We start from the raw sequence: 17,942 nt of genomic DNA, 5'->3' as shown, positions 1-17,942 counted from the left end.
TTTCTGTGGAGAAAAAAGCAATGCGTGCCGAAGGGCAGGCCCATATCGACCGGATCGAAGCCGCGCTGGCGCTGGTGCGCCAGTCGCTCGACTGGGAGCGCGCGCTGCGCGAACTGGACGAGCTGAACGCGCGGGTCGAGGACCCGACCCTGTGGGACGATCCCAAGCAGGCACAGGCGATCATGCGCGAGCAGAAGCGGCTCGAAAGCGCGATCGGCACGGTCAACACCATCTCGTCCGAAATGGCCGACGCGATCGAGTTCGTCGAACTCGGGGAGGCGGAGGGCGACGACGATATCGCGAACGAGGGGCTCGCCAGTCTCGAAAAGCTCGCCGCGCGCGCCGATGCCGACAAGGTTCAGGCGCTGCTCTCGGGCGAGGCGGATGCCAACGACGCCTATCTCGAAGTTCACGCCGGGGCCGGTGGCACCGAAAGCCAGGACTGGGCCGAAATGCTGATGCGGATGTATGTCCGCTGGGCTGAAAAGCGCGGTTTCAAGGTCGAGACTGTCGAATACCAGTCGGGCGAGCAGGCCGGGATCAAGTCGGTCACGCTGCATATCAAGGGCGAGAACGCCTATGGCTATGCCAAGACCGAAAGCGGCGTGCACCGGCTTGTGCGGATCAGCCCCTACGATTCGAGCGCGCGGCGGCACACCTCTTTCAGCTCGGTCTGGGTCTATCCGGTGATCGACGACGATATCGAGATCGAAATCAACGAGAGCGACCTCAAGATCGATACCTACCGCGCGTCGGGCGCGGGCGGGCAGCACGTCAACACGACTGATTCCGCGGTTCGCATCACCCACCAGCCGACCGGTATCGTCGTGGCCAGCCAGAACGACCGCAGCCAGCACAAGAACCGGGCGACCGCGATGAGCATGCTCAAGGCGCGCCTGTTCGAGCGTGAGATGGCCGAGCGCGAGGCGGCGGCCTCGGGCGAATATGCCGAGAAGACCGAGATCGGCTGGGGCCACCAGATCCGCAGCTATGTCCTCCAGCCCTATCAGCTGGTCAAGGACCTGCGCACGGGCGAAACCTCTACCGCACCGGGCGACGTGCTCGACGGCGCGATCGACCCGTTCATCTCTGCCGCGCTCGCGCAGCGGGTGACGGGCGAGGCGGTCGAGGTGGAAGACGTCGAATAGGGCAAAAGCCGCTTTGCCAAGTCTGGCATGCGCGGTTAAGTGCCGCCCGATGATGGCACGCACGGCATTTTCCCTGTTGGCATGCACCACGCTCGCGCTTGCGGCCTGCGGCTCTTCTTCCGAAGGGGCGCAGCGGCCTGAAACCGCGCGGGCTTTTCCGTTACCCGATCGCCCCGTCTCCAACCTCGGCGCGAACGCGTTCTCCGATGAGGAAACGCGAGACAGCCAGGGCGAGGCGCGCAAGGTGATGGACATGGCCTCGATCGAGCCGGGCATGACGGTGGCCGATATCGGCGCGGGCGAGGGCTATTACACGGTCCGGCTGGCGGAGCGCGTGGGCGAGCATGGCCGCGTGCTGGCGCAGGATATCGATCGCGGCGCGCTGGAGCGGCTGGGCCGCCGGGTCGAGCGCGAACGGCTCGACAATGTCTCGATCAAGGCTGGCGCGCAGGACGATCCGCGCCTGCCCGAAGACAGCTTCAACCGCGTCTTCATGGTCCACATGTATCACGAGGTGGCAGAGCCCTACGCCTTCCTGTGGCGGCTGTGGCCCTCGCTCGAAGACGGCGGCAAGGTGATCGTGGTCGATATCGACCGCCCGACCGACCGCCACGGCATTCCCCCCGCCTTGCTCGCCTGCGAATTCGAACGGGTCGGCTACCGGCTCGACCGGATCGAGCAGGCACCCGAACTTGCGGGATACTTTGCACAATTCTCTCGCGGCGCTACAAGGCCCGACCCAAAGGACATCGTGCCCTGTACCGGGCAGAAAAGCGCGTCCGATGCCGATAATGGCCAAGCCAATGGGTAAAGGCGCGCCCAGCTGATTAATTGGAAGTTTGATGGCATTTAAAGGACTGCGACCCATCCAGTACGGCGGTCGCGAGGTGTGGCCGCTGATCGAAGGCGGGAAGGGCGTTTCGGCGACCAATCACGCAAGCTCGGGCGCATGGGCCGCCGCGGGCGGCATCGGCACCGTGTCGGCCGTGAACGCGGATACCTATGACGAGGACGGCAATCCGATCCCGCAGGTCTACCCGCAGGCGACCCGCAAAGAACGGTTCGAACAGCTGGTCCGCTACGCCATCGATGGTGCGACCGAGCAGGTTAATCGTGCTTACGAAATCGCCGACGGCAAGGGCGCGATCAACATCAACGTCCTGTGGGAACAGGGCGGCGCACAGCAGGTGCTGGAAGGCGTGCTGGATAATTGCGCCGACAAGATTACCGGCGTCACCTGCGGTGCGGGCATGCCCTACAAGCTGGCTGAGATCGCCGCACGCTACAACGTGCATTACCTGCCGATCGTCAGCTCCGCGCGGGCCTTCCGCGCGCTGTGGAAGCGCAGCTATTCCAAGGTGCCGGACCTGCTGGCGGCGGTGGTCTACGAAGACCCGTGGCTGGCGGGCGGGCACAACGGCCTGTCCAACGCCGAAGATCCGACCAAGCCGGAAGATCCCTATCCGCGCGTGAAGGCACTGCGCGAAACGATGCGCAAGGAAGGCGTGTCGGAAGACACCGCCATCGTGATGGCTGGCGGCGTGTGGTTCCTGCGCGAGTGGGAAGAGTGGATCGACAATCCCGAGCTGGGCAAGATCGCGTTCCAGTTCGGCACGCGCCCGCTGCTGACCGAAGAAAGCCCGATCCCGCAGGTGTGGAAAGACATGCTGCGCACGATCGAGCCGGGCGACGTGCTGCTGCACAAGTTCAGCCCGACCGGATTCTATTCCAGCGCGGTCAAGACGCCGTTCCTCTACGACCTCATGCACCGCTCCGAACGGCAGATCCCGATCTTCAAGCGTGATGAGGAAGAGGGGACCATCCCGCTCTCCGATCACGGCAAGGCCAAGTATTTCTTCGTCCACCCCGGCGACCAGCGCAAGGCGCAGGCGTGGATGCACGAAGGCTTTACCGAGGCGCTGAAGACGCCGGACAACACGGTGGTGTTTGTGACCCCCGAAAGCGCCGAGCAGATCCGTGCCGACCAGCAGGGCTGCATGGGCTGCCTGTCGCACTGCCAGTTTTCGAGCTGGAAGGATCACGACGATCACACCACCGGCCGTCTCGCCGATCCGCGCAGCTTCTGCATTCAGAAGACGCTGCAGGATATCGCGCATGGCGGCGATCCGGACGAGAACCTCGCCTTCGCCGGTCACGCCGCGTACCGCTTCAAGCAGGACCCGTTCTATTCCAACAACTTCACCCCGTCGGTGAAGCAGTTGGTGGAGCGTATTCTGACCGGAGACTGACGCAATGCCCCAGCCGAAAGACGCGCTGCGAGACGACCATCTGGCACCGCCTTTCGGCTATTGGCTGCGCGAACTGCCGAACCTGCCCAAGATATGGTCGAGCCCGGTGCGCCGGGTCCGGCTGCCGGAGCATGTGCGACCGGTAGAGCGTGAAGGCCCGCGTCCTCCCGTCCTGGTCATCCCCGGGATCATGTCGAACGACGGCGCGACTTCGCTGATGCGGCGCACGCTCGATGCGGCGGGCTACGACGCATACCCTGCGCGGATCAGCGCGATGATGACCGGCATCACCCAGGCCTTCTTCGACCGGGCCGAGGCGCGGCTGGACCAGATATGGCGCGAAACCGGTCAGCCGGTGGCGCTGATCGGGATCAGTCTGGGCGGCCTCTATGCCCGCGTGCTGGCGCAGCGCCATCCGCACAAGGTCGCGCTGGTGATGACGCTGGGCACGCCCTTTTCGGGCGACCGGCGGGCTAATAACGCGTGGCGGCTGTACGAGGCACTCAACGACCACAAGGTCGACAATCCGCCGATTTCCGACGACCCCCGGCAGAAGCCGCCGGTGCGCACGATCGCGATCTGGTCGCCGCGCGACGGGATCATCGCGCCCGCCTGTTCACGTGGGGAAGAGGGCGAGTGCGACCGCGCGATCGAAGTGCCCGAGCGGCATTTCGAGTTTTCCGCCAGCCGCGCCTCGATCGAGCGGATCCTCGATATCCTCGGCGAGGAACTGCCGCGAAGCCGCTAGTCGGCGAAGTACCAGCCGCGCTCGCCATGGCTGGTCATGTCCAGCCCCTCGATCTCGCGCTTGCGCTTGACCCGCATGGGGATGAGGATGCCGATGACCAGCGCGAGAATGCCGGTCATCACCGCGCTCCACACCGCGACCGCAGCTACCCCGATCGCCTGCGCGCCGAGCTGCGTGGCCGGGGTCATCCCCGCAGGATAGCCCGTGCCGCCGAGCGAGTAGGAGACGAACAGGCCGAGCAGCAGCGTGCCCAGCATTCCGCCCATGCCGTGGACCGCAAACACGCTCAGCGTATCGTCGATGCCCCACTTTCGCACCTGCACCAGCGCGCCGTAGCAAACGACCGGGGCGAGCGCGCCGAACAGGATTGCCGCGCCCGGTGCGATATAGCCCGCCGCGGGCGTGATCGTGGCGAGGCCCGCGACCGCACCGGTCGCCCAGCCAATCGTGGTGCATTTGCCCAGCGCGATCCGCTCGATCAGCAGCCACACCAGCGCCGCAACACAGGCTGCGAGATGGGTGTTGATGATGGCGCTCGACGCATCGTCGGTCGCCGAGAGGGCGGAGCCGCCGGTGAGGCCGAACCAGCCGACCCACAGCAGGGCGGCGCCGATCATGGTCAGCACGGGGGCGTGGGGCAGTATGGGCTTGTCCGAAAAACCTTCTCGCGGGCCGATCAGCGCCGCCGCGACCAGCGCGGAGACGCCTGCGGTGGTGTGGACCACCAGTCCGCCTGCAAAATCCATCGTGCCGAAAGTGCTGACGAGCCAGCCGCCGCCCCACACCCAGTGCGCGACGGGAGCGTAGACGATCAGGCTCCAAGCGGCGCAGAACAGCACGACCCAGCCAAGGCGTGCACGCTCCGCCCACGCGCCGACCATCAGCGCGGTGGCGAAGATCGCGAAGCCCATCTGGAACAGCACGAAGGCGCTTTCGGGCACGGTGGTGCCGTAACGCACATTGGTCAGCTCGATCAGCATCCATGCGCGGCCATTGCCGAACCAGCCATTGCCGATGTCGCCGAAGGCGAGCGTGTAGCCGGTCATCACCCACAGAACCGAAATCACCGCCGCGACAGCGCCGCATTGCAGCGCGACCGACAGCACGTTCTTGGCCCGCACCCGTCCGCCGTAGAACAGCGCGAGGCCGGGCAGCGTCATCAGCAGGACGAGCGCGGAGGAGATAAGGATCCACGCGGTGTCGCCGGTATCGCTTTCCACCAGAGTGCCCGCGTCCTGTGCGAAGGCCGGGCTGGCGAGCAGCACGGCCAGCAGCATGGCGGAAACGAATCTGGTCATCGGGGTGGGGTCTCCAGCAAGTCAGCCCGCAAATGTCGGCAGACGGCCGCGGGCGCGAAACCCTATAGCCCGGCTTTTGCGCATAACTGGTAAACCGGGGTTCACCTTTTCCCGCGCGCGGTCAGATCAGCGCGTCGAGCACCTGGTCGGGCGGACGGTGCCCGTCGGCCCAAATGTGGATATTGGCAATCACCTTGTGACCCGAATCCTCACGCCCTTCGAGCGTGGCGGAGCCGATATGGGGCAGGGTCATCACGTTGGGGTGGCGGATCAGCCGCTCGTCGACCCGGGGTTCGTCCGGGTACACGTCAAGCCCGGCGCCCGCGAGGCGCCCGGCTTCCAGCGCCTCGATCAGCGCTTCCTGGTCGACCAGATCGCCGCGCGCGGTGTTGATCAGGCAGGCACCATCCTTCATCCGCCCTATCGCCTGCCGGTCGATCATGTGGTGGCTCTGCGGGTTGGAAGGGCAGTGCAGGGTGAGGATGTCGGCCGCCTCCAGCAGTTCGCCCAGCGTTTCGACATAGGTCGCGCCAAACATCCGCTCGACCGCTTCGGGCTGCCGCTTGCGGTTGTGATAGACGATGTCGAGCCCGAAGGCCTTGGCGCGATAGGCGACGGCCTGGCCGATCCGGCCCATCCCGACGATGCCCAGCACCTTGCCCGCCAGCTTGCGGCCCAGCATCGCGGTCGGCGCCCAGCCGCTCCATTCACCGCGCCGCACCAGCGCAATCCCTTCGCGCATCCGGCGGGGCACGCCGATGATCAGCGCCATCGCCAGGTCGGCGGTATCCTCGGTAAACACGCTCGGCGTGTTGGTGACGGTGATCTTGCGCTTGGCTGCAGCAGCCAGATCGAGATGATCCGTTCCTGCGCCGAAGCTGGCGATCAGCCGCATCCGCTCGCCGCCCGCCTCGAGCATCTCGGCATCGATCCGGTCGGTCACCGTGGGCACCAGCACGTCGCAATCGCGCATCGCCTCGATCAGCTCTTCGCGCGAAAGCGGCGTATCGCTTTCGTTGAAGCGGCAGTCGAACAGCTGCGCCATGCGCTCCTGCACCGAAGGGACCAGTGCGCGGGTCACGATGACGCGGGGAGTGCCTTGAATGCGGCGGGCGGGATCTGCGGGTTTGCTGGCCATCGCCGCCGTGCTTGGCGTGTGGCGCAAACCCGGTCAAGCGGTGGCACCATCCAGCTTGCCAGGATCACGGCGCTTGCGGTATCTCGTTCCCCCATGCCGAGACGCCCTTTCCTGCTCGCCACGGGGCTTGCCCTGACCATCGCCACGCTGACCGCGACGCCTGCCGGCGGGGCGAACCGCGACACGCCTTACTGGGCGACGATCGACGTGACCGAGGCGAACATGCGCGTCGGGCCGAGCGCGGAATACCGGATCGAGTGGGTCTACAAGCGCAAGGGTCTGCCGGTGAAGGTGGTGCGCGTGCGCGAAGGTTGGCGACTGGTCGAGGACCCGGACGGCGATCAGGGCTGGATCGCGGCGCGGCTGCTCAGCCGTACGCGCGGTGCGATCGTCGTCGGCAAGGGCCTGGCCGAGATGCATGATTCGGATGCCGCCGGTTCCGCGATCAAGTGGAAGCTGGAGCCCGGGGTGGTGGGCCGGTTGGGCGACTGCGAGGAAAACTGGTGCGAATTCTCGGTCGGAGAACGCTCCGGCTTCGTCGAAGCGAATCGCCTGTGGGGCGCGGGCGAGCCTTAGGGCGCGCCGGTCCCCTCATCCAACAAATCCCCTCATCCAAGCTGCAGTAGCGAGCGGTGCTCGCAACCTACGCTATCCTTCTCCCACAGGGAGAAGGACGCGCCTTTATCCTTCTCCCATGGGGAGAAGGATGCTGGAGCTTGTGAGCGACGCGAACTAGCGAAAGCTGGATGAGGGGTAAGCCCCCTCAGACCATCTCGACCGCAACGGCCGTGGCTTCGCCGCCGCCGATGCACAGCGAGGCGATGCCGCGCTTCTTGCCCTGCTGCTTGAGCGCATTGAGCAGCGTCACGATGATCCGCGTGCCGCTCGCGCCGATGGGGTGACCCAGCGCGGTGCCGCCGCCGTTCACGTTGATCTTGTCGTGCGGGATGCCGATGTCGCGCATCGCGAACATCGCGACGCAGGCGAAGGCTTCGTTGACTTCCCACAGGTCGACGTCTTCCGCGCTCCAGCCGGTCTGTTCGAGCAGCTTCTCGATCGCGCCGATGGGCGCGACGGTGAACTTGCTTGGCTCCTGAGCGTGCGCGGCGAGCCCGACGATCTTGGCCACCGGCGTCTGGCCGTTTTCCTTGGCGACGCTTTCGCGGCTGAGGACCACGGCGGCCGCACCGTCGGAGATGCTCGACGAGGTCGCAGCGGTGATCGTGCCGTCCTTGGCGAAGGCGGGGCGCAGCTGCGGGATCTTGTCGGGCTTGCCCTTGCTGGGTGCCTCGTCATGCTCGACCGTGGTTTCCCCCTTGCGAGTCACGATCGTCACGGGGACGACTTCGCCATCGAAGGCACCGCTTTCGATGGCGGCATTGGCGCGGCGCAGCGATTCGATGGAGTAGTCGTCCATTTCCTCGCGGGTCAGCTGGTATTCGTTGGCGGTTTCCTGCGCGAAGGTGCCCATCGCGCGGCCTTCCTCGTAGGCATCTTCCAGCCCGTCGAGGAACATGTGGTCATAGGCGGTGTCATGGCCGAGCCGTGCACCGCTGCGGTGCTTTTTCAGCAGATAGGGCGCGTTGGTCATGCTCTCCATGCCGCCCGCAACCACGTAGTTCACCGTGCCGCTGGCGAGCGCTTCGGAGCCCATGATAACGGTTTGCATGCCGGAACCGCACACCTTGTTCACGGTCGTTGCCTGCACCGACTTGGGCAGGCCTGCCTTGATCGACGCCTGACGGGCAGGGGCCTGGCCGAGCCCGGCGGGCAGGACGCAGCCCATGTAGGTCCGGTCGAACTTGTCCACCGGCACGCCCGAGCGGTCCACCGCCGCCTTCACCGCCGTCGCGCCGAGGTCGGTCGCAGTGGCATCGGCCAGTGCGCCCTGCATGCTGCCCATCGGGGTGCGCGCGTAGGAGAGGATGACGATCGGATCTGCTTCGGAAAACTGGGGCATTGGTAAGTACGTGCCTTTCTGTTGTCGCAACGCTTTGGCTCAATTCGCGTTCGATGTAATAGCACTGCCAAGAAACACAATCGGAGAGCCGAGACATGAGCGAGACCGCACCCCAGACCCTTGAGCGCATTCTGGAATCCCAGCGCCGGGCCTTCACCGCGGCGCGGCCAGAGCCGCTCTCCATCCGGCGCGACCGGATCAAGCGGGCGATGTCGATTCTCTCGCAGCACGGCGAATCGCTGGCCGAGGCGATGAATGCGGACTTCGGCAGCCGCAGCTTCGAAGGCTCGATGATGACCGATATCGTCAGCACGATCGGCTTCGGGAAATACTGTCTCAAAAACATGGACCACTGGGCAGCGCCCGATAAGCGCTCGGTCCGCTTTCCTCTCGGCCTGATGGGTGCGAAGGCGGAGGTCCGCTACGAACCCAAGGGCGTGATCGGGATCATGAGCCCGTGGAACTTTCCCGTGAACCTGAGCTTCGGGCCGCTGATGCAGGTGCTCGCCGCGGGCAATCGCGCGATGATCAAGCCGAGCGAATTCACGCCCGCGACCAGCGACCGGATGCGCGAACTGGTCGCCGATGCTTTCGACGAGGACGAGGTGAGTGTGATCACCGGCGGGCCCGACGTGGCGCAGGCGTTCTCCTCGCTCCCCTTCGACCATCTGGTGTTCACCGGATCGACCGCGACGGGCCGCAAGGTGATGGAAGCGGCAGCGAAGAACCTCGTCCCCGTCACGCTGGAGCTGGGGGGCAAGAGCCCGACGATCATCGGCAAGGGTGCCGACCTGACCCGCGCGGGCGAGCGGATCGCACTGGGCAAGATGCTCAATGCGGGGCAAATCTGCCTCGCACCCGATTACCTGCTGGTGCCCGAGGATCAGGAGGAAGGCGTGGTCGCGGCGGTCCAGCTGGGCGTGCACCAGATGTATCCCACGCTGCTCGACAACGAGGATTACACCGCGATCATCTCGGACAAGCATTTCGAGCGACTCAAGGGCATCGTCGAGGATGCCAAGGCCAAGGGGGCCGAGGCGATCGAGGTGAACCCCGCGAACGAGAGCTTCTCCAGCGCCAACACCCGCAAGATGCCGCTGACGATCCTGCGCAATGTCACCGACGACATGAAGGCGATGCAGGAGGAAATCTTCGGCCCCGTGCTGCCGGTGAAGACCTACAAGGCGATCGACGAGGCGGTCGATTACATCAACGATCACGACCGTCCGCTGGGGCTCTACTACTTCGGCAGCAATGCGAAGGAGCAGGAGCACGTGCTCGACCGCACGATTTCGGGTGGGGTCACGGTCAACGACGTGATTTTCCACATTTCGGTCGAGGATATGCCGTTCGGCGGGGTCGGCCCCTCGGGCATCGGCAGCTATCACGGGCCGGAAGGCTTCCGCGAATTCAGCCACGCGCGCAGCACCTATCAGCAGCCCAAGATCGACATCGCCAAGCTTGCGGGGCTCAAGCCGCCCTATGGCGATGCGGCGAAGAAGGCGATCGCGCGCGAGATGAAATAGGCGGCGGGCAGGCGTGCTGCCTGTCTGTTGCGGAAAAACCAACGTGAGTTGCGTCGCGGGCTCCCTTGCGCCCGCGCGGCGTGCGGCCTAGAGGCGGCACCGACAAGCGGACTGATGGAAACTGCGCGTGATCGATCTCGGACAATATCTGCCTATCCTCCTGTTTCTCGGGGTGGCCTTGGCCATTTCCTGCGTCTTCGTGTTCCTGCCGATGGGCGTCTCGCGCCTGACCGGCACGCACAACCCAACCGCCGAGAAGCTGAGCGAGTACGAATGCGGCTTCCCCGCCTTCGAGGAGCCGCGCAGCCAGTTCGATGTGCGCTTCTACCTCGTCGCGATTTTGTTCATCATCTTCGATCTTGAGGCCGCGTTCCTGTTCCCCTGGGCGGTCAGCCTCGACTTCACCGGCTGGTCGGGCTGGACCACGATGATGATCTTCATCGGCGAACTGGCCATCGGCCTGATCTATGCATGGAAAGTGGGCGCGCTGGAGTGGGAGTGATCCTGCCCGGCGGCGCGCGCGATTGGAATTGAGATGAGCGAGAACCAGACCATCACCCCGGCGGGCCACAACCCGCAGATGCAGCCCGCGGCGCAGCCCGGCGAGGTGCGCCAGCCGGATTCGGACTATTTCAACGCGCTTCAGACCGAAGTGAACGACAAGGGCTTCCTCGTCACCTCGACCGAGGAACTGTTCCAGTGGGCGCGCACCGGCAGCCTTTGGTGGATGACCTTCGGCCTTGCGTGCTGCGCGGTCGAGATGATCCATGTGAACATGCCGCGTTACGACATGGAACGCTTCGGCGTGGCCCCGCGCGCTTCGCCGCGGCAGAGCGACGTGATGATCGTGGCGGGCACGCTGTGCAACAAGATGGCACCGGCGCTGCGCAAGGTTTACGACCAGATGTCGAACCCCAAATACGTCATCTCCATGGGCAGTTGTGCCAATGGCGGCGGCTATTATCACTACAGCTATTCCGTGGTGCGCGGCTGCGACCGGATCGTGCCCGTGGATATCTACGTGCCCGGGTGCCCTCCGACCGCCGAAGCGCTGCTCTATGGCGTGATGCAGCTGCAGCGTAAGATTCGCCGCAGCGGGACGGTGGAGCGCTAAGAATGGCGACGGTTCTGCATTCCGCACCCCGCTTCACCCTGATCGACGGGCTGAAGGACACGCTGTCCGGCGCGCTTGGCGAGATGCTCGTCGAAGCGAAGGAAGAGCATGGCGAGCTGCTGCTGAGCGTGCAGCGCGACCGGCTGGAGGACGCGCTGCGCCTGCTGCGCGACGATCACGGCTACCAGCAGCTGATGGAGATCGCCGGGGTGGACTACCCGAGCCGCGCGGAGCGGTTCGAAGTGGTCTACATGCTGCTCTCGCTCACGAAGAACAGCCGCATCATGGTCAAGGTGACCGCCAGCGAAACGACGCCGGTGCCCACCGCGACGACGCTGTGGCCCAATGCCGGCTGGCTCGAACGCGAAGTGTTCGACCTGTATGGCGTGGTTTTCGCAGGCAACATGGACCTGCGCCGCATCCTGACCGACTATGGTTTCGAAGGGCATCCTTTCCGCAAGGACTTCCCGCTGACCGGCTATGTCGAGCTGCGCTATTCCGAGGAAGAACAGCGCGTGGTCTACGAACCGGTCGAGCTGGCGCAGGATCTTCGCCAGTTCGACTTCATGAGCCCGTGGGAAGGCGCGGATTACGTGCTTCCCGGCGACGAGAAAGCGCATACCCCGCCGGTCGACGAGGCCAAGACCACCGACAGCCCGAAAGACACCGGCGCCGGTGCGAAGACCGACGCGAAGGCCGAAGACAAGGTCAGCGCCGATGCTCCGGCGGAAGCGAAAACCGTCGAGGATCGCACGCCTGCGCCCGAACCGACCGAGGATCGACCGGGCCGGGCCGAGCGCAAGGGCGATGCCAAGGATACCTCCGCGGCGACCGAGCCGAAGGACAAGGATTGAGCGAAGCGGGGCGGATCTCTCCGAGTGCCGCCCGCGTCGATGGAGCGATGGAGAAAGCGACTATGAAGCGAGTGCTGATGGTTTCTGCCGCCGTTCTGCTGGCGGCCTGTTCGCAGGGCGATGGCGACGCCGAGAGCGGTGACGACTTCGCCGCGCGCGTCGGGGCGGGGCAGAGCGAAGCGACTCCTGCGCCCACCGGCACCGTCGCACCGCCCGAAAGCACCATGGCGCGCGGCTCCGCCGTGCCCGAAGGTGCGGACCCGATGGGTCTCGAAAAGCTCGGCAATATCGCACGCGTCGATCTCGGTCCGCGCGACGGCGGCTGCACCTTCTCGCTCAATGCGCAGGAACTGCTGCTCGCCGGCGCGCCCGATGACGAGGCGGTGAAGGGCAAGGGTGTGGTCCGGATCGGCGGCGAGCTGATCAACCTCACTGCCGAAAATGGCGGGCTGGGCGCGATCTACGCCGGACCGACCATGACCGCCGATGGCGTGACCGTGAAGGTCGTGCCCGCAGCGGGGAATGATGCGATGCGGACTGCGGACCTCTACGTCGCGGCCGATGGCAAACAGCGCAAGTTCGCTGGCGGGCAATGGGCCTGCGGATAGGAATGGAATAATGGCACACGGGCTGACGATCGAAGAATCGCCGACCACCGGCGACGAGCAGATCACCAACTACACGATCAATTTCGGGCCTCAGCACCCTGCGGCGCACGGCGTGCTGCGCATGGTGATGGAGCTCGACGGCGAAATCGTGGAGCGGGTCGATCCGCATGTCGGCCTCCTGCACCGCGGCACCGAAAAGCTGATCGAGCACAAGACCTACCTGCAGGCGCTGCCCTATTTCGACCGGCTCGATTACTGTTCGCCGCTGTGCATGGAGCACAGCTACGTCCTCGCGATCGAGAAGCTGCTGAATCTCGAAGTGCCGATCCGTGCGCAGTATCTGCGGGTGCTGTTCGCCGAGCTGACGCGCATGTCGAACCACTTCCTCAACATCGGCGCGCACGTGATGGATGTCGGCGCGATGACGCCGAACCTGTGGATTTTCGAGCTGCGCGAAGACTGCATGAACTTCTTCGAGCGGGCGAGCGGCGCGCGCATGCACTCCGCCTGGTTCCGCCCCGGCGGCGTGCACCAGGACGTGCCCGAGAAGCTGCTGGTGGATATCGGCGAATGGCTCGACAACCGCGTGCCCGAACTGTTCGGCGACGCGATGAGCCTCGTGATGGACAACCGCATCTTCAAGCAGCGCAATGTCGATATCGCTGTGGTCAGCCGCGAAGACGCGATCAAGTGGGGCTTCTCCGGCCCGATGCTGCGCGCGGCGGGCGTGCCTTGGGATCTGCGTAAGTCGCAGCCCTACGACGTCTATGACCGGATGGACTTCGAAGTGCCGGTGGGCACCAATTCGGACTGCTACGACCGCTTCATGGTTCGCGTGCAGGAAGTCTACCAGAGCATGAAGATCATCAAGCAGTGCCTGGCGGAAATGCCGACCGGCCCGATCGCATCGGACGACCGCAAGGTCGTGCCGCCCAAGCGCGGCGAGATGAAGCAGTCGATGGAAGCGCTGATCCATCACTTCAAGCTCTACACCGAGGGCTTCCACGTGCCCGCGGGCGAGGTCTACGTCGCGACCGAAAGCCCCAAGGGCGAGTTCGGCGTGTACCTGGTCAGCGACGGCACCAACAAGCCGTACCGCTGCAAGATCCGCCCGACGGCGTTCTCGCATCTGCAGGCGATGGACATGATGACCAAGGGCCACATGCTGCCCGACGCCACCGCCATCCTCGGCGCAATCGACGTCGTGTTCGGGGAGTGCGACCGGTGATTGGCGTTGGTCTCTTGCTTGCAGCGGGCATGACCAATCCATGTCCGGTGCAATCATCTGATTTTGTCCCGACTGAAGAAGTCGATCGGTTTTTTGCTGAGCGCAGCGTTGCCATAATCGCTGCCGCAAAACGCGGTGATCTGGAATCCGTCTCGGTGGCGGTCTCACCCGACGTAAAGAGCGTCAGGCAAGCTCACATTGGTACGAGCTATGACGGGCCGGAAGGCTTAATTACCTTCGTGTCGTGGTTGGAGGCCGACAGCTACGTTTGGCGCTACCAACCTTACCGAGCGCCATCACCAGCCACTGCTTATTGTGCCGAGCGACAAACGGAGATTGAGTTCATTCCGGCTGACCGATCTTATGGATATCTTGTGACGTTCACCTACCGAAATGGATTGCTCGTACACATGACCGGTGCGAGCCATGAATTGATTGAGGGCTCGTTGATGGAGGTGACCAATGGCTGACCGTCAACCCGCACCCGATACTCCCGAACTGCGCGAGCGGTGGGGCAATTTTGCGTTCTCGCCCGAGTACGAGGCGAAGGCGAAGAAGGCGATCGCGCGCTACCCGGAAGGCCGCAGCAAGTCGGCAGTGATGCCGCTGCTCGATCTTGCCCAGAGGCAGGTCGGCGAGGAAACCGATACGCAAGGCTGGCTGCCGCTGCCGGTGATCGAGTATGTCGCGAGCTATCTCGACATGCCGGTCATCCGCGTGCTCGAGGTCGCGACCTTCTACTTCATGTACAACCTCAAGCCCGTGGGTAAGTACCACGTCCAGGTGTGCGGCACGACGCCGTGCATGCTGCGCGGCAGCGACGACATTATCGCCGCGTGCAAGGCGAGGGGGATGAAGAAGGGCCACGTCTCGGACGACGGGCTGTGGACGCTCACCGAAGTCGAATGCATGGGCAATTGCGCGACCGCGCCGATGGTCCAGATCAACGACGACAATTACGAAGACCTGACGCCCGAGCGGCTCGACGCCGTGCTCGATGCGCTGGCCAAGGGCGAACAGCCCAAGACGGGTACGCAGGAGCCCGGTCGCCACACGTCCGAACCCAGTGGTGGGCCGACCACGCTCAAGGACATGGTCACCGAAAACCACGATTACCGGGGCGAATGGTAGTGGGTGCGACTGCCCGTAAAGGCTTCCCCGCCGTCGGGGTGCTGTTCCTGGTGCTCGCGCTGGTCGAGTTCCTGCGGGGCGACGATTGGGTCATGTGGCTGATCTTGGGCGTCGTGTTTGGCGGACTGGGGATTTTCAGCCGAAGCAATGGGGCCGAGGAGGCGATCGATGGAAACTAACATCGTCACCATCATCGTGGCGCTGATTGCCATTGCTATCGCGTGGAAGGTGCTGAGCGGCATTTTCAAGACGCTCGCGCTGCTCGCGATCCTCGCCGTGGCAGCCTATGTTGTGTTTGGAGTTATGGCATGAGCCTGGCCGATAAGGACCGCATTTTCACCAACCTCTACGGGTTTCAGGACTGGGGCCTGAAGGCCGCGCAGGCGCGTGGCGACTGGGACGATACCAAAGCGCTGCTCGCCAAGGGGCAGGATTCGATCATCGACGACATGAAGGCCTCGGGCCTTCGCGGTCGCGGCGGTGCGGGCTTCCCCACGGGCATGAAGTGGTCCTTCATGCCCAAGGAAAGCAAGGACGGCCGGCCCAGCTTCCTGGTCATCAATGCCGACGAATCCGAACCCGGTTCGTGCAAGGACCGCGAGATCATGCGGCACGATCCGCACAAGCTGATCGAAGGCGCGCTGGTCGCGGGCTTCGCGATGCGCGCGCGGGCCGCCTACATCTACATTCGTGGCGAATATATCCGCGAGGCGGAGACGCTGCAAAAGGCGATCGACGAGGCGTACGACGCCGGGCTGATCGGCAAGAACGCGTGCGGTTCGGGCTATGATTACGATGTGTTCCTGCATCGCGGTGCGGGCGCATATATCTGCGGCGAAGAAACCGCGCTGATCGAAAGCCTCGAAGGCAAGAAGGGCCAGCCGCGCCTCAAGCCGCCGTTCCCGGCGGGTGCGGGCCTCTATGGCTGCCCGACGACGGTGAACAATGTGGAGTCCATCGCGGTCGTGCCCACGATCCTGCGGCGCGGCCCCTCGTGGTTCGCCAGCTTCGGGCGCGAGAAGAACGACGGCACCAAGCTGTTCCAGATCAGCGGGCATGTCGAAAAGCCCTGCGTGGTCGAGGAAGAGATGAGCATTCCCTTCCGCGAACTGATCGAGCGGCATTGCGGAGGCGTTCGCGGCGGGTGGGACAATCTGCTCGCGGTGATCCCGGGCGGCTCGTCCGTCCCGCTCGTCCCGGCCGAACAGATCATGGACGCGCCGATGGATTTCGACGGGCTGAAGGAACTGGGCTCCGGCCTCGGCACCGCCGCCGTGATCGTGATGGACAAGTCGACCGACATCGTCCGCGCGATCAGCCGCATTTCCTACTTCTACAAGCACGAGAGCTGCGGCCAGTGCACGCCGTGCCGCGAAGGCACCGGCTGGATGTGGCGCGTGATGAAGCGGCTCGAGACGGGTGACGCGGACATCGATGAGATCGACATGCTCCACACCGTCACCAAGCAGGCGGAAGGCCACACGATCTGCGCGCTGGGCGATGCCGCCGCGTGGCCGATCCAGGGCCTGATCCGTCACTTCCGCCCCGAGCTGGAGCGGCGCATCGCCGAGCGTGGCGAGGCGATGGCGGAGGCGGCGGAGTGATCGCTCGCGCGCTTCTTCTTCTGGCTCTGGTTGCGGGGCTGGCAGCACCGGCCCATGCGCGAGATAAAGAGCCCGAAGCTGACGCGCGCAAGGCAATGTCGGCCTATGTCGACTGTTTGCTGAACCGGTCGGGCTATAAGTTGCGCAAGGCGATCGATATCCCTGTGGGTGATCCTTCCCTCACGGCGACCTTGGCAAAGCTCGCAACCTCGAGCTGTCTTGGCGACACTTCCGGCGATGTGGAATTGCGCATGCAGCCCCTGGTTCTTCGCGGCGCTGCGTTCGAGAGTTTGTATCGAAACAAGTTCGGCGATGCTCTCGAGATCGAAGACTTTTCGCAGCTTGCCCCACTCGAATATCCTGTTGCGACCCCAGAGACGCAGAATGTGGACGGCGATGCTGCGAGTTATTTGCTGATGATGGCGGTGGGCGACTGCCTGGTCAGAGCTGATGCGTCCGCCTCGCATGATCTGGTCATCTCGGAAATCGCCAGCACAGGCGAAACCGATGCAATCGAATCACTGATGCCGATGCTGCCAGTGTGCATTCCGGCAGGCAGAACGCTCGAACTCAGCAGGTCGATGTTGCGTGGGGCAATCGCCGAGCCACTCCATCGGCTCTCCGTCCAGCAATCGGAAACGGGCCTGTGATCGCTCGCATCGTCGCCCTGTTAACGCTCGCCGCCGCCATCGCGGTGTTCGCTACTGCGCCGCTCGAAGCGCAGCGGACGGGTACGCGGCTGGGCGGCAATGCGAAGAAATCCGACCCGGAGGCGGTCCTGCGGGTGGTTGCGCAGTGCGCTGCTGACCGCAAGCCCGCCTATGCCCTTGCGCTGCTCGACGCGTTGCCGGGCAGTGACGAGGAAAGCCGCCAGTTCAGGCGCGGTCTCGGCGATCTGAGCAATTGCATGGATTACGACCGTAATCTTGCGGTTGGTAGTGACATCATGACGGCGAGCGCTCTGGCGTTCCGCCTGATGCTGGTCGAACAGATGGTTGCCAACCGGCTCAAGTCGCCCGTCGATACGGCGGCGATCGGTGGCGGGGAGCCGTGGTTTCTCGCCCTGATACCCGAGGGCGAGAGCGAAGTTCAGGCCGACGCGCGCTACATGGTGCTGATGGAATTCGGCGATTGCGTCGTATCGGCAGCGCCCTCGCAGAGCGTCGCGTTCATCTCCGCGACGCCCGGAACCGCGGGCGAGCAGACTGCGATTCAGGGCCTGGTCCCGTTCCTCGGCCCGTGCATCGCGAGTGGTGAAGAAATCCAGCTCACGCCTGCAATGCTGCGCCGGGCGCTGAGCGAGCCGCTTTATCATCGCATGGCGCAGGCCGGGTAA

20 protein-coding genes and 1 pseudogene are annotated in these 17,942 nt (G+C 64.6%); 18 read left to right on the top strand and 3 right to left on the bottom strand.

The features are described from left to right. The first annotated feature begins 20 nt into the window (after positions 1-20). From prfB to K7H93_RS00300, 4 genes are read left to right on the top strand one after another with little or no spacing between them, the layout of a single operon-like run. Positions 21-1,148: a peptide chain release factor 2 gene (gene prfB / locus K7H93_RS00315; RefSeq protein ID WP_230781843.1), complete on the top strand. Its 1,128-nt coding sequence runs from the start codon at positions 21-23 to the stop codon at positions 1,146-1,148. Positions 1,149-1,197: 49 nt separating this feature from the next. Then, a complete protein-coding gene (locus K7H93_RS00310) occupies positions 1,198-1,959 on the top strand; it encodes a class I SAM-dependent methyltransferase (RefSeq protein WP_010237509.1) in 762 nt (253 codons plus the stop codon). Positions 1,960-1,990: 31 nt separating this feature from the next. Then, positions 1,991-3,397, top strand: a complete 1,407-nt coding sequence (locus tag K7H93_RS00305; protein ID WP_010237511.1) for an NAD(P)H-dependent flavin oxidoreductase — start codon at positions 1,991-1,993, stop codon at positions 3,395-3,397. A gap of 4 nt (positions 3,398-3,401) precedes the next feature. Then, positions 3,402-4,145, top strand: coding sequence for a lipase family alpha/beta hydrolase (locus K7H93_RS00300; RefSeq protein ID WP_230781840.1), 744 nt, complete (start codon positions 3,402-3,404; stop codon positions 4,143-4,145). Here the strand turns inward: K7H93_RS00300 and K7H93_RS00295 are convergent. Then, complete coding sequence (locus K7H93_RS00295) at positions 4,142-5,443, bottom strand: ammonium transporter (RefSeq protein WP_230781839.1); 1,302 nt, start codon at positions 5,441-5,443, stop codon at positions 4,142-4,144. The two genes, K7H93_RS00300 and K7H93_RS00295, sit on opposite strands and share 4 nt — an antisense overlap. 121 nt (positions 5,444-5,564) lie before the next feature. Next, positions 5,565-6,581: a 2-hydroxyacid dehydrogenase gene (locus K7H93_RS00290; RefSeq protein WP_230781837.1), complete on the bottom strand. Its 1,017-nt coding sequence runs from the start codon at positions 6,579-6,581 to the stop codon at positions 5,565-5,567. 93 nt (positions 6,582-6,674) lie between these two features. Between K7H93_RS00290 and K7H93_RS00285 the strand changes: the two genes are divergently transcribed. After that, positions 6,675-7,157 (top strand): SH3 domain-containing protein, encoded by a 483-nt coding sequence (locus K7H93_RS00285; RefSeq protein WP_054524156.1) that lies wholly within the window; start codon positions 6,675-6,677, stop codon positions 7,155-7,157. Positions 7,158-7,344: 187 nt separating this feature from the next. On the opposite strand, the gene K7H93_RS00280 is transcribed toward K7H93_RS00285, so the two are convergent. Then, entirely contained in the window at positions 7,345-8,541 is a 1,197-nt protein-coding gene (locus K7H93_RS00280) for a thiolase family protein (protein ID WP_230781835.1), read from the bottom strand. Between the two features lie 86 nt (positions 8,542-8,627). Here K7H93_RS00280 and K7H93_RS00275 point away from each other — a divergent pair. The 13 genes and pseudogenes from K7H93_RS00275 to K7H93_RS00215 form a co-directional block, all read left to right on the top strand. Further along, positions 8,628-10,067 (top strand): annotated as a pseudogene (locus K7H93_RS00275) (coniferyl aldehyde dehydrogenase); the annotation flags it as partial. A gap of 127 nt (positions 10,068-10,194) precedes the next feature. After that, complete coding sequence (gene ndhC / locus K7H93_RS00270; protein ID WP_010237527.1) at positions 10,195-10,569, top strand: NADH-quinone oxidoreductase subunit A; 375 nt, start codon at positions 10,195-10,197, stop codon at positions 10,567-10,569. Positions 10,570-10,647: 78 nt separating this feature from the next. Then, positions 10,648-11,181 carry a NuoB/complex I 20 kDa subunit family protein gene (locus tag K7H93_RS00265; protein WP_029140453.1) on the top strand — a complete coding sequence of 178 codons (534 nt, stop codon included), beginning with the start codon at positions 10,648-10,650 and terminating at the stop codon, positions 11,179-11,181. Positions 11,182-11,183: 2 nt separating this feature from the next. Next, positions 11,184-12,035: an NADH-quinone oxidoreductase subunit C gene (locus K7H93_RS00260; protein WP_230781831.1), complete on the top strand. Its 852-nt coding sequence runs from the start codon at positions 11,184-11,186 to the stop codon at positions 12,033-12,035. Between the two features lie 62 nt (positions 12,036-12,097). Continuing rightward, positions 12,098-12,643 carry a hypothetical protein gene (locus K7H93_RS00255; RefSeq protein ID WP_230781830.1) on the top strand — a complete coding sequence of 182 codons (546 nt, stop codon included), beginning with the start codon at positions 12,098-12,100 and terminating at the stop codon, positions 12,641-12,643. 10 nt (positions 12,644-12,653) lie between these two features. Continuing rightward, positions 12,654-13,871, top strand: coding sequence for an NADH-quinone oxidoreductase subunit D (locus K7H93_RS00250; RefSeq protein WP_230781829.1), 1,218 nt, complete (start codon positions 12,654-12,656; stop codon positions 13,869-13,871). Continuing rightward, positions 13,868-14,341: a hypothetical protein gene (locus K7H93_RS00245; RefSeq protein WP_230781828.1), complete on the top strand. Its 474-nt coding sequence runs from the start codon at positions 13,868-13,870 to the stop codon at positions 14,339-14,341. Before K7H93_RS00250 ends, K7H93_RS00245 begins: the two co-directional genes overlap by 4 nt. After that, entirely contained in the window at positions 14,334-15,002 is a 669-nt protein-coding gene (gene nuoE / locus K7H93_RS00240; RefSeq protein ID WP_230781827.1) for an NADH-quinone oxidoreductase subunit NuoE, read from the top strand. Before K7H93_RS00245 ends, nuoE begins: the two co-directional genes overlap by 8 nt. After that, on the top strand, positions 14,996-15,181 hold the full coding sequence (locus K7H93_RS00235; protein ID WP_230781826.1) for a hypothetical protein: 186 nt from the start codon (positions 14,996-14,998) through the stop codon (positions 15,179-15,181). Before nuoE ends, K7H93_RS00235 begins: the two co-directional genes overlap by 7 nt. Then, positions 15,171-15,314: a hypothetical protein gene (locus K7H93_RS00230; RefSeq protein ID WP_230781825.1), complete on the top strand. Its 144-nt coding sequence runs from the start codon at positions 15,171-15,173 to the stop codon at positions 15,312-15,314. The genes K7H93_RS00235 and K7H93_RS00230 overlap by 11 nt, the downstream gene beginning before the upstream one ends. Continuing rightward, positions 15,311-16,606 (top strand): NADH-quinone oxidoreductase subunit NuoF, encoded by a 1,296-nt coding sequence (gene nuoF / locus K7H93_RS00225; protein WP_230781823.1) that lies wholly within the window; start codon positions 15,311-15,313, stop codon positions 16,604-16,606. Before K7H93_RS00230 ends, nuoF begins: the two co-directional genes overlap by 4 nt. After that, entirely contained in the window at positions 16,603-17,256 is a 654-nt protein-coding gene (locus K7H93_RS00220; protein WP_230781821.1) for a hypothetical protein, read from the top strand. Before nuoF ends, K7H93_RS00220 begins: the two co-directional genes overlap by 4 nt. Next, positions 17,253-17,942: a hypothetical protein gene (locus K7H93_RS00215; RefSeq protein WP_230781819.1), complete on the top strand. Its 690-nt coding sequence runs from the start codon at positions 17,253-17,255 to the stop codon at positions 17,940-17,942. The genes K7H93_RS00220 and K7H93_RS00215 overlap by 4 nt, the downstream gene beginning before the upstream one ends.

Origin of the sequence: Citromicrobium bathyomarinum (assembly GCF_021021475.1) — a bacterium.
GTDB classification, from domain to species: Bacteria; Pseudomonadota; Alphaproteobacteria; order Sphingomonadales; family Sphingomonadaceae; genus Alteriqipengyuania; species Alteriqipengyuania bathyomarina.
Note: the sequence above shows the minus strand (reverse complement) of the source record. Positions and strands in the feature narration are given on the sequence as shown.

Excerpts from the sequence above, each read along its gene's own strand:
- K7H93_RS00285 (WP_054524156.1), top strand. The coding sequence starts at position 6,675 with ATGCCGAGACGCCCTTTCCTGCTCGCCACGGGGCTTGCCCTGACCATC.
- nuoF (WP_230781823.1), top strand. The coding sequence starts at position 15,311 with ATGAGCCTGGCCGATAAGGACCGCATTTTCACCAACCTCTACGGGTTT.
- K7H93_RS00265 (WP_029140453.1), top strand. The coding sequence starts at position 10,648 with ATGCAGCCCGCGGCGCAGCCCGGCGAGGTGCGCCAGCCGGATTCGGAC.
- nuoE (WP_230781827.1), top strand. The coding sequence starts at position 14,334 with ATGGCTGACCGTCAACCCGCACCCGATACTCCCGAACTGCGCGAGCGG.
- K7H93_RS00230 (WP_230781825.1), top strand. The coding sequence starts at position 15,171 with ATGGAAACTAACATCGTCACCATCATCGTGGCGCTGATTGCCATTGCT.
- K7H93_RS00305 (WP_010237511.1), top strand. The coding sequence starts at position 1,991 with ATGGCATTTAAAGGACTGCGACCCATCCAGTACGGCGGTCGCGAGGTG.
- K7H93_RS00300 (WP_230781840.1), top strand. The coding sequence starts at position 3,402 with ATGCCCCAGCCGAAAGACGCGCTGCGAGACGACCATCTGGCACCGCCT.
- K7H93_RS00310 (WP_010237509.1), top strand. The coding sequence starts at position 1,198 with ATGATGGCACGCACGGCATTTTCCCTGTTGGCATGCACCACGCTCGCG.
- K7H93_RS00250 (WP_230781829.1), top strand. The coding sequence starts at position 12,654 with ATGGCACACGGGCTGACGATCGAAGAATCGCCGACCACCGGCGACGAG.
- K7H93_RS00295 (WP_230781839.1), bottom strand. The coding sequence starts at position 5,443 with ATGACCAGATTCGTTTCCGCCATGCTGCTGGCCGTGCTGCTCGCCAGC.
- K7H93_RS00280 (WP_230781835.1), bottom strand. The coding sequence starts at position 8,541 with ATGCCCCAGTTTTCCGAAGCAGATCCGATCGTCATCCTCTCCTACGCG.
- K7H93_RS00260 (WP_230781831.1), top strand. The coding sequence starts at position 11,184 with ATGGCGACGGTTCTGCATTCCGCACCCCGCTTCACCCTGATCGACGGG.
- K7H93_RS00290 (WP_230781837.1), bottom strand. The coding sequence starts at position 6,581 with ATGGCCAGCAAACCCGCAGATCCCGCCCGCCGCATTCAAGGCACTCCC.
- prfB (WP_230781843.1), top strand. The coding sequence starts at position 21 with ATGCGTGCCGAAGGGCAGGCCCATATCGACCGGATCGAAGCCGCGCTG.
- K7H93_RS00235 (WP_230781826.1), top strand. The coding sequence starts at position 14,996 with ATGGTAGTGGGTGCGACTGCCCGTAAAGGCTTCCCCGCCGTCGGGGTG.
- K7H93_RS00255 (WP_230781830.1), top strand. The coding sequence starts at position 12,098 with ATGAAGCGAGTGCTGATGGTTTCTGCCGCCGTTCTGCTGGCGGCCTGT.